Genomic DNA, 8333 nt, shown 5'->3' on the forward strand with positions numbered 1-8333 from the left:
GCGCCGCAATAGCGACTCTTGTTCGGGTGTTGGGTAAAATCGAAACGAATAGGCTTTTTCCATACCTCACATTTTAGCATATATTTCGTAAATGTGCTAATATTTAACAGTAAAGCCGTCGTAGAACGACGGGGTTTCAGATCCAAAATTTTCGATGATTAGCCATGAAATTAAAGGCACAACTGCATATTTTAAGTCGAGACGCGGTCAATTACGGACTGGCCCCCGTAGTCATGGAAGAAGCGGTTAATCCCGTCCTTGCGGCCATGGCCAGACAGTTAAAACATTTACAATACTATGTGGTGCAGAATAGCCAGGGTGATTGGTTACTAACCACCTTAGCCCCTCGGCGGCAGCCGCAACAGGAGAAAAGGGTAATCTATGCCTTTGCTACGGAAAAAATGGCCATATCTGCTCAAAATACCCCCAATTCACCCCTATCAACGCTCCTGATTCCCGTAACCCATCTTTTATTCCAATTATTTGCCCTAGAAAAAGTAGATAGTATTATTTTTCTGGAAAATGCACACACCGCTCAAACGGGAAAAGAAATCACCCGGACCCAATTAAAGGCCAATATTGAAAAACAACTGCAAAAACTAGCGACAATTCCTGCCAATCTTGCTTAACTTAGTATCATTAATCGAGGTCAATTAGATGTCACCAGAGACTTTTTCAGCTGCCAACTTGAGTCTAGTGTAACCAGAGAGATTTTTGAGAAAGGAAGGTGTCGCTAGTGTGGGCCACACTTCACCCCATCAGATATAGTAGAAGTACAGTATATAGATTCTCAACCGTAAAACGACGGGGTTTTAACCCAAATTTTCGATAAAACGGCCCTCGATTGTCAAGCTGTATCCCTAACAATGAAGCAGTTAAACTAGGAGCCGTCGGAGGCGAAAGTCTCACCCACGTTTCTCAAGGGGAGGAGATGGAGGTGACTCTATTCTCGAACCCTAATGGATAGATTGGACTCTATCAGTATCCGCCGCTACTAATATCTTAAATCTTAGCCAGAATGCCAGATTTACACTTGCTTAATCCTCATCCACGGGCCCTAGAAACCGCCTTCATCCCCACTGCCGACCGGTCTTTTTCCTCCCCTCTATCCCTCGACCTGGCCACAATTAATCAACGTTTTGACTCCGCTAACGCCGCAGAAATCGTCGCTTGGGCTGCGGCCACCTTTGGGGAAGGTTTGGTGATGAGTACCAGTTTCGGCATTCAAGCGGCGGTGATGTTGCACCTCGTCACCGCAATTATCCCCGATATTCCCATCATTTGGATCGATACCGGCTATCTTCCCCCGGAAACCTATCAATTTGCCGAAGACTTAAGCCAACGCCTCCATTTAAACCTGAAAGTTTATCAATCTCCCCTCAGTCCCGCCCGCATGGAAGCAATCCACGGTAAACTGTGGTCAAATAACGATCTGGACTCCCTCAATCTCTACGACAAAATCCGCAAGGTGGAGCCGATGCAACGGGCCCTGAAGGAATTAAAGGCCACCGCTTGGTTAGCAGGTTTACGTCGCGACCAAACCGACCACCGCAAAACTCTCCAATGGGTCAATCCACAGGGCGAACGTTACAAAATATTACCGATCCTTGACTGGAATGCCAAAACCATATACCAGTATCTGACTAAATACGATCTTCCCTACCATCCCTATTTTGATCTGGGTTATGTCTCCGTGGGCGATTGGCACTCCAGTCGGCCTTTAACCGCCGATGATAGCAACGAACGAGACACCCGTTTCAAGGGTTTAAAACAAGAATGCGGTCTTCATTTGCCCTTAACCCCCGGAGAAGCACAAAGTCTCGACGCAAGCTCCCTATAACTGCCAGGGTGGGAAAATTGCCGGTGCGATCGGTTCCTAGACGTTAGACAATGGTTAATGATTATTAATCCCCCATTAACCATGGCTATTTTAGAAAATTTTCTCGAAGTCGGCTCTCTCAAGTGGTTTTATCGACAGGTTAACCCCGCTCAACAACCGGACACAACCCCCGTGATCCTACTCCATGGTTTACCCGCCCATAGCTATATTTGGCGGGAATTGTTAACCAGTTTAGAAGAATATAACATTAATGCTATTGCCCCCGATTGGATCGGCTCCGGTTTATCCGCTAAACCCAATGCCAGAGAATTCGCCTACACACCTAGCGCTTTTTGTCAAGCTTTGGCCGATTTTATTCAAGCTCTCCAATTGCCGAAAATCTCCCTAATCGTCCAGGGTTTTTTAGCCTCCGTCGGTTTACAATACGCCCTAGAAAATCCCGATAAAATTGAGCGCTTGATCGTCTTAAATACTCCCCTCTCCAGGGATGTCAAATTACCCTGGATAATGAAACAATGGGGGCTACCTTTCCTCGGAGATATGGCGACTCAAGACCCCTTATTAGTCGATCGTACTTTAGAAACCGGTAGCGGTTTTGTGATTAGCGATGCAGATCTGGCTATTTTCCGTCAACCTTATCTAAAAACTTCGGCAGTGGGTCGCGCTTTACTGGCCACGATTCGCAATTTAAACCTATCGAAAACCATGGCAGAAATTGAGACAGGTTTAGAGAACTTTGAAAAACCTATCCTTTTTGTCTGGGGAATGGCCGATCCTTGGTTATCTTCTGTCACCGTCGAAAAATTAGCTACTAAATCAGGAGTGGAATTAATCCCCCTCGCGGAAGCAAAACACTATCCCCAAGAACATTGGTCAAAAGAAATTAGTCCCCAGATTATTAATTTTCTCGGACGCAAAAGCTAAAGGGAGCATCTCATTTATGCAAGTGAGTAATTATACTTGTCCCTAAAACTGGTTTCTAGCAAGGCTTTCAAAATAGCTTGACATAAAACCTGATTTAGGGGTTACAAAGGTGAGATGCTCCCAAAGCTAAACCTCGATACTTTCTGGGAATTGATAGCAAAATCTCCCTAGAAAGTATTGATCAAGTTATCCTTAGTATATCACTGTAGTTCTGCACTGGTCAAAGCATCTGGAAATACCAGCTTTAGGAAGGATAAATATAAAAAATAATCCCCCAGATATTAATAATTTAACCGATTGGAAGGGAGTCAAATCGATGGGTGATCTAGAAATCGAGGCTAATGCTTTGTCAGATCACGATGCGCTCCCTTTTGATGATGATTGGAAAAACGCGGCGATTATTCCTGCTTACAATAAATTAACATCTCAATAATTGCTAAAACTGATAATTGTCTCAGGGTTACTTGTTATGAAAGTTTAATAAAATGTTGATCAAGAAAATAGTGATAAAATTTTTTGTTAGCTCAAAACAATAAGCAGGGAATCATTTGATAGTAATCATTCCACATTACCCTCAAATCGAATTACTTAATATTGATTATTTGAACCATATTTTCAAGTCTATGTATATAGGCCTGATGATATCTCCATGCTTCTAAAATACTTTGTAATAATTCATCTTTTGAAAAACAACCAGAATCAGCTACATCTTCAATTTGTCTGATTAGATCATCTTCTAACTCCAATTCTAGCATACTCACTTGTTTAGTTGTGTCTGCCATACTTTTATCTATCTAAAAGTTGATGGAACTATCATACCATAGGAACTCAGCACTGTGGTATCTATTAAGCCCCACAATATACCCACATTACACCCATTGCTATGCCTTGCATATATGTATATGTAATACCACCTACTAAATACCCTATTATACCCCCTGTTGTACCTAATCATGAATAAAACCTAAGATTATTTTAGTTAAAATTTGCGAAAAATAGCCTTTTAATAGCAAATAAGTCGATAAGTCGATGGTATTTAACTTATTGCACCCATTAAGTACCGTCAGGACTCGTTTATGTTGATTTAACATATCTGGTGTAATTGCTTGACATATCCAGTGTAATTGCTTGACATATCTGGTGTAATTAGGGTAAGATAGGATACTGTAGTTAGGATGCTAAGTTTCTAAAGGCAGACTATTATGGACATCTATAAGAAAGGACGATGACAACCCTTAAATCAGACTGTAGGGTCAATTCATGAATTGACCCTACTATAGCCCTCAATGGTAAAAATGGCTCTTCTCGACCTTAGTGATCAGTTATCAGTGAATCGATACAATCCATTCACTAAATTAACAAAAAAAAATGGCTACCAGACAATTTCGAGTAAATCTTAGTCAAAAGGACTCTGAATATCTTAAAGAAATAGCTAAGGAGCTAGGCTTAACAGAGTCTGAAGTCATTCGTAAAGGATTAAAACTCATGGCTTTATATGCTAAAACTGAGACGGAAGAAGATACTCAATTAATACTTCAAAAAGGTAATGAACAGAGACCACTACTAATTGTTTAGTTATGACCAGTGATTCAAAAAATGAGACAGAGGAAGTTAACAAGCCAAAAGACCTCAGCGCTTCTTTGGCTCTTCCAACTCAAGGGAACTCTGTGCATCATCTTCTAAAGAAGAATCCGGATGCTTATCGTTTAGACAATGAAGTATCTGCATTTGGTAAACCAGCTACAGCTATATCACCCTCAGATCAACGACATATAGTCATTTCAGATAAGTCTGATACACTCTAGACCGGTTAAACCCTTATGAACTCTGGCATTGATATTCTCAATCTTAATTGAAATGACTATATTTATGCAATTTAGAGAATTTGACTGGGATCAGTCTAAAAGATATTCTAATATAGAGAAGCATGGGATAGATTTTGCGGCTGTTCCTCCTATTTTCGATGGTCACTGTCTAATCAGAGAAGATAATCGCCAAGATTACCAAGAAATAAGGATGTGTTTGCTGGGACAATTAAACGGGATAATCTGTTATGTTGTCTATACTATAAGAGGGGAAACTTGCCGATTGATTAGTGCTAGGAGAGCAAACGAACGTGAGCGAAGAAAGTATCAAGAGAGTATCCCCCAAGATGGGGATTGTTAACACAAAAGAGGAAAGCCAAGATTTAACCGATTGGGAGCGAGTTAAATCGATGAGCGATGCAGAAATCGCGGCTAATGCTTTGTCAGATCCCGATGCGCTCCCTTTTGATGATGATTGGGAAAATGCGGCGATTATTTCTCCCAAAATATGGGAATAATATAATCGGCTAGTCAAATATATTATTTTTTGCAGCTAGTTAAAGATTCTCGATCGTAGTGGTTTTAATCATGGATAAGAAACTATTATTAATGGTCTTATATTTAGTAGGGTTAAATTGTCTGTTTTTGAGTGACCCTCCTACCGTATATGCTTCTGATTCTGCCTTCATATATTCCTGTAGTTTTATCAAAAAAAAAGGAAGTAATAAAACCGTCTGGCATTTGTCTAGTGCATAGTTCCATGGCTCAAGGCGTTTATAGCGGATCAATTTTATGGGAAGATAATACAGTGACGACGTATGAAGGGGATTTTAATATATCTGCAATTGATGTAATGGTCAATAACCGACCGGCTGTTCGCTCAGATAATCCTCAAGGAAAAGGATATTGTTTTACTCTTCTCGATAATGAAAGTCAGTTATGCTTGTATGAAACAGAGCAAAAATCTTATTTCCCTTTTTTGGCAAGCTGCAGTTTTTACCAACAAGGAAAATTAGTTAGGGTCTGCTGAATAATGGTAAAACCCTTTTAAAATAAGGCTTTTGACCTGTTAAAATCCGATGTTAGTGCAAGAATATAGGATTGGGACATTCAAAAACCTTGCATTATTCTTCTCATAGTACATAAACTGGTACAAAAACCAAGGGCAACAAAGCCTGAAACGACCGGCTACTGACGACCGACGACCGGCTACTGACTCCTAACCCCACCAATACACTTTTTCAGCAAACCCTAGTTAGACAGGACCCTTTCTGTGCAGGACTAATGAAAGTCAGTCAAGGAATAATGTTTGCTAAAATTCTTTGGAATAGTGATTATGTTAATATTGTTAATATGAATGTTAATGAAATTTCAGCTAACGCTACTATTGACAATCGAAGAGCGGTTCATTCACTTATCGGTAAAGAATCCTGTTTTACTTTTTTGGATGATAGAAGTCGTATTTGTATAGAATTTATAGAGGATTTTAATCCTTTTGCTCCTTAATAACTTGGAAATGGGGGCAGTTAATGGGGAGGTTATTGTGGAAATTGCCCCCGGAATAGAGATGGTCTCGATTATCACCAAAGAAGCGGCGGAAAAATTAGACGTTGCCGTGGGAAAATAAGTCTATGGGGTGGGTTAAATTCTCTGATGTGATGATTGCTGTGGAATAAAGGTTTAGCTTAATTAATCTGATTAGAGGCCTGTTTTTATCGTCTCTAAATACCCCTGATAACTTGACCGGAACTGTTCGATCGATAAGTCCTTTGTCCAATATTCTACCAGAGCATGACCCCAAGCCCAAGCTTCCTTGTCGGCAGTGCTAGAATTCTCTAATAGTATTGGCCAAAGTGCCAATAAATCAAAACTTTTATTCTCTGGATTCAAGAGAGAAAAAAGCTCGTAGGCCATCTGTAATTTACCGATCGCTACCGGTAATTGTTCCACAGGAATTTGTTCAGCTAAAAGATAGGCTAAAGTCGGTCTTCCCGTGGCTAAAGTGGAGATAAAACCTAGAATAGGACTTTTTAATAGGGCCGTTAAACCTTGCCCCGTGGCCATCTGTAAAGTATAGCGATCGATTATTTTCGCCGCTGCCAGGGTTCGAGTTTCTAAATCCGCTAAAAAACGGGCTAAACGCAACTGTTTGGCGGGCGAAATTGCCCCCAGCAAAGCGATTGATAACTCCTCATCCCCCCAAGCTTCTCTATCCGGCTGTTGACTGACCATTGGCAAAATGCGATCACAGAGATTCTCGAATAATTCCGCCCGATACTGCAAGCATTCGCGGATATTGACTTCTTTGGGACTTTCTCCCGTCAGCCAATTATAGGGAGGTTGCCACTCTCGCACCGGACGCAGGCGATCGACTTGGGAAACACAGACAATAACTGGTAAATTGTCAATAGTTTGTTGCAAATCTTTAAGAAAAGCCTCATCCATGGACAGGGCGGGATCGAGGGCGGGGGTGACAAGAATCAATAAATCGGCGTTTTCGGCGTAATTGAGAACCTTTTGCCGATAATCAGCCCGATTTGCCTGTTCGTAGCCCGGGGTATCCCAGAGGATTAACTCGTCTCCTTCTGGGGTTTGCCAATGGTAGGATTGGATCGCGTCGGTACTGGGCAATAGATCCACTTGGGCTAAATCGGCCCGAAAGAGAGTATTAATTAAACTGCTTTTGCCGGCCCCGGTGCGTCCAACCAGCAGAATATTAACCGGTTGGCGATCGATTTCCGTGATCGGTTCAGCTTGGGCGAGAATTTCTTTGAGAGTAGTGGTGGCGATTTTTGTCTTGGTGGGGAGAGTTGGGGCGAGATTACTGCCACTGTAGAGTAACACCGCTTGGCGAGAAAGGTTTCTTAGGGCATTTTCCCGCAAAACTTGCCCTAAATTGACTAATAATTGCTGATCCGCTCGATCGCTGTACTTTTGACTGGCAACTTTAGCCACAGCCGCGGCAGGATTGATTACCCATTGCGCCCAATTCCAGACTTGCCAAAGTTTCCGGGCTGAGGGTTGCAATTTTTGATAAACTTCGTAGGCCTGATAGGCTTGCCCGATGGTGATTTGATTCAAGGCCGGGGAGAGATTCCGCATCCAGCGATCGCTATCATCCACGGTTCCCCGAATTAAACCGTAGGCCTGGGGAATGTAAATATTTAATAAGGGGTACTTGACATCGGGGTAATATATATGGGCGATGGCACTGACCAAATCCTGACAGCGTTGCCAAAAAGTCGCCCAATCTTCCCAAACCGGGCGATCATTGCGGGCCTCGACGATAATCCTCTCGATAATTTCCTCAACATTGCCACCGGAATCACCGTCAGGAGGGGTTAATTCTGCCTTAATTTCCCCAATGGCGGCTTCAATTTCCCCGACTACTGGGCGCGTCCATTTGACCAACAGGAAGCGCCAAGCGACAAAAATCAGGGTAAAAACTGCCCAAATCCAATTCAAACCCCATTGATGTATCTGAAAGCCGGCGGCCACGATCAGAAAGATGACCACGGCGGCGATCGGAACTGCTAAAATCAACCCTTGCCAAGTTTTTAACCGTAACATTGCTCGATCTGGTTTTTTTCCATTCTACCGATCTCTGATTCTCGGTTAGGGGGGCAGTCCTGATGCCAAAGTTGGCACCGCCAAGCCTGAAAATATTCTGATTGACGAATTGGCGTTATTTCAGCTTCTAAGTACCTAATGGGACTTAGGCGTTTTCGGTCAGCAAAAAAGGCTCAAACCATTACGGGACAAAC

General features: G+C 42.3%; 13 protein-coding genes. 10 read left to right on the forward strand and 3 right to left on the reverse strand.

All coding sequences use genetic code 11. The features are described 5' to 3' along the window. Positions 1-63 (reverse strand): helix-turn-helix domain-containing protein (locus IM477_RS13345; RefSeq protein WP_146031629.1); only part of this gene is annotated, 63 nt, incomplete at its 3' end. A 101-nt stretch (positions 64-164) separates the two neighbouring features. Between IM477_RS13345 and IM477_RS13350 the strand changes: the two genes are divergently transcribed. The 4 genes from IM477_RS13350 (at position 165) to IM477_RS23105 (ending at position 3197) form a co-directional block, all read left to right on the forward strand. Beyond that, positions 165-629 (forward strand): hypothetical protein, encoded by a 465-nt coding sequence (locus IM477_RS13350; protein WP_287732113.1) that lies wholly within the window; start codon positions 165-167, stop codon positions 627-629. 389 nt (positions 630-1018) lie between these two features. After that, positions 1019-1840: a phosphoadenosine phosphosulfate reductase gene (gene cysH, locus IM477_RS13355; protein WP_287732114.1), complete on the forward strand. Its 822-nt coding sequence runs from the start codon at positions 1019-1021 to the stop codon at positions 1838-1840. 57 nt (positions 1841-1897) lie between these two features. Then, on the forward strand, positions 1898-2764 hold the full coding sequence (locus tag IM477_RS13360; protein ID WP_287732115.1) for an alpha/beta fold hydrolase: 867 nt from the start codon (positions 1898-1900) through the stop codon (positions 2762-2764). A gap of 229 nt (positions 2765-2993) precedes the next feature. Continuing rightward, on the forward strand, positions 2994-3197 hold the full coding sequence (locus tag IM477_RS23105) for a hypothetical protein (protein ID WP_353845545.1): 204 nt from the start codon (positions 2994-2996) through the stop codon (positions 3195-3197). Between the two features lie 151 nt (positions 3198-3348). Here the strand turns inward: IM477_RS23105 and IM477_RS13365 are convergent, their stop codons facing one another. After that, complete coding sequence (locus IM477_RS13365) at positions 3349-3546, reverse strand: hypothetical protein (protein WP_002762603.1); 198 nt, start codon at positions 3544-3546, stop codon at positions 3349-3351. Between the two features lie 586 nt (positions 3547-4132). Here IM477_RS13365 and IM477_RS13370 point away from each other — a divergent pair. From IM477_RS13370 to IM477_RS13395, 6 genes are all read left to right on the forward strand, one after another. Continuing rightward, positions 4133-4339 (forward strand): hypothetical protein, encoded by a 207-nt coding sequence (locus IM477_RS13370; RefSeq protein WP_012264701.1) that lies wholly within the window; start codon positions 4133-4135, stop codon positions 4337-4339. Between the two features lie 294 nt (positions 4340-4633). After that, positions 4634-4930 carry a BrnT family toxin gene (locus tag IM477_RS13375; protein WP_043995702.1) on the forward strand — a complete coding sequence of 99 codons (297 nt, stop codon included), beginning with the start codon at positions 4634-4636 and terminating at the stop codon, positions 4928-4930. Continuing rightward, entirely contained in the window at positions 4881-5087 is a 207-nt protein-coding gene (locus IM477_RS13380; protein WP_287732116.1) for a hypothetical protein, read from the forward strand. The genes IM477_RS13375 and IM477_RS13380 overlap by 50 nt, the downstream gene beginning before the upstream one ends. Positions 5088-5329: 242 nt before the next feature. Continuing rightward, positions 5330-5599, forward strand: coding sequence for a hypothetical protein (locus IM477_RS13385; protein WP_287732117.1), 270 nt, complete (start codon positions 5330-5332; stop codon positions 5597-5599). A 254-nt stretch (positions 5600-5853) separates the two neighbouring features. After that, positions 5854-6075, forward strand: coding sequence for a hypothetical protein (locus IM477_RS13390; RefSeq protein WP_287732118.1), 222 nt, complete (start codon positions 5854-5856; stop codon positions 6073-6075). Next, positions 6065-6196 carry a TOBE domain-containing protein gene (locus tag IM477_RS13395; protein WP_287732119.1) on the forward strand — a complete coding sequence of 44 codons (132 nt, stop codon included), beginning with the start codon at positions 6065-6067 and terminating at the stop codon, positions 6194-6196. The genes IM477_RS13390 and IM477_RS13395 overlap by 11 nt, the downstream gene beginning before the upstream one ends. 71 nt (positions 6197-6267) lie before the next feature. Here IM477_RS13395 and IM477_RS13400 read toward each other — a convergent pair whose 3' ends face one another. Further along, positions 6268-8139: a GTPase family protein gene (locus IM477_RS13400; protein ID WP_287732120.1), complete on the reverse strand. Its 1872-nt coding sequence runs from the start codon at positions 8137-8139 to the stop codon at positions 6268-6270. Positions 8140-8333 lie beyond the last annotated feature (194 nt).

Origin of the sequence: Microcystis sp. M090S1, assembly GCF_020246295.1 — a bacterium.
Lineage (GTDB): Bacteria > Cyanobacteriota > Cyanobacteriia > Cyanobacteriales > Microcystaceae > Microcystis > Microcystis aeruginosa.

Bases quoted from the DNA above. Each gene is read 5' to 3' on its own strand.
- IM477_RS13375 (WP_043995702.1), top strand. From the start codon at position 4,634: ATGCAATTTAGAGAATTTGACTGGGATCAGTCTAAAAGATATTCTAAT.
- IM477_RS13360 (WP_287732115.1), top strand. From the start codon at position 1,898: ATGATTATTAATCCCCCATTAACCATGGCTATTTTAGAAAATTTTCTC.
- IM477_RS13385 (WP_287732117.1), top strand. From the start codon at position 5,330: ATGGCTCAAGGCGTTTATAGCGGATCAATTTTATGGGAAGATAATACA.
- IM477_RS13400 (WP_287732120.1), bottom strand. From the start codon at position 8,139: ATGTTACGGTTAAAAACTTGGCAAGGGTTGATTTTAGCAGTTCCGATC.
- IM477_RS13390 (WP_287732118.1), top strand. From the start codon at position 5,854: ATGAAAGTCAGTCAAGGAATAATGTTTGCTAAAATTCTTTGGAATAGT.
- IM477_RS13370 (WP_012264701.1), top strand. From the start codon at position 4,133: ATGGCTACCAGACAATTTCGAGTAAATCTTAGTCAAAAGGACTCTGAA.
- cysH (WP_287732114.1), top strand. From the start codon at position 1,019: ATGCCAGATTTACACTTGCTTAATCCTCATCCACGGGCCCTAGAAACC.
- IM477_RS13365 (WP_002762603.1), bottom strand. From the start codon at position 3,546: ATGGCAGACACAACTAAACAAGTGAGTATGCTAGAATTGGAGTTAGAA.
- IM477_RS13350 (WP_287732113.1), top strand. From the start codon at position 165: ATGAAATTAAAGGCACAACTGCATATTTTAAGTCGAGACGCGGTCAAT.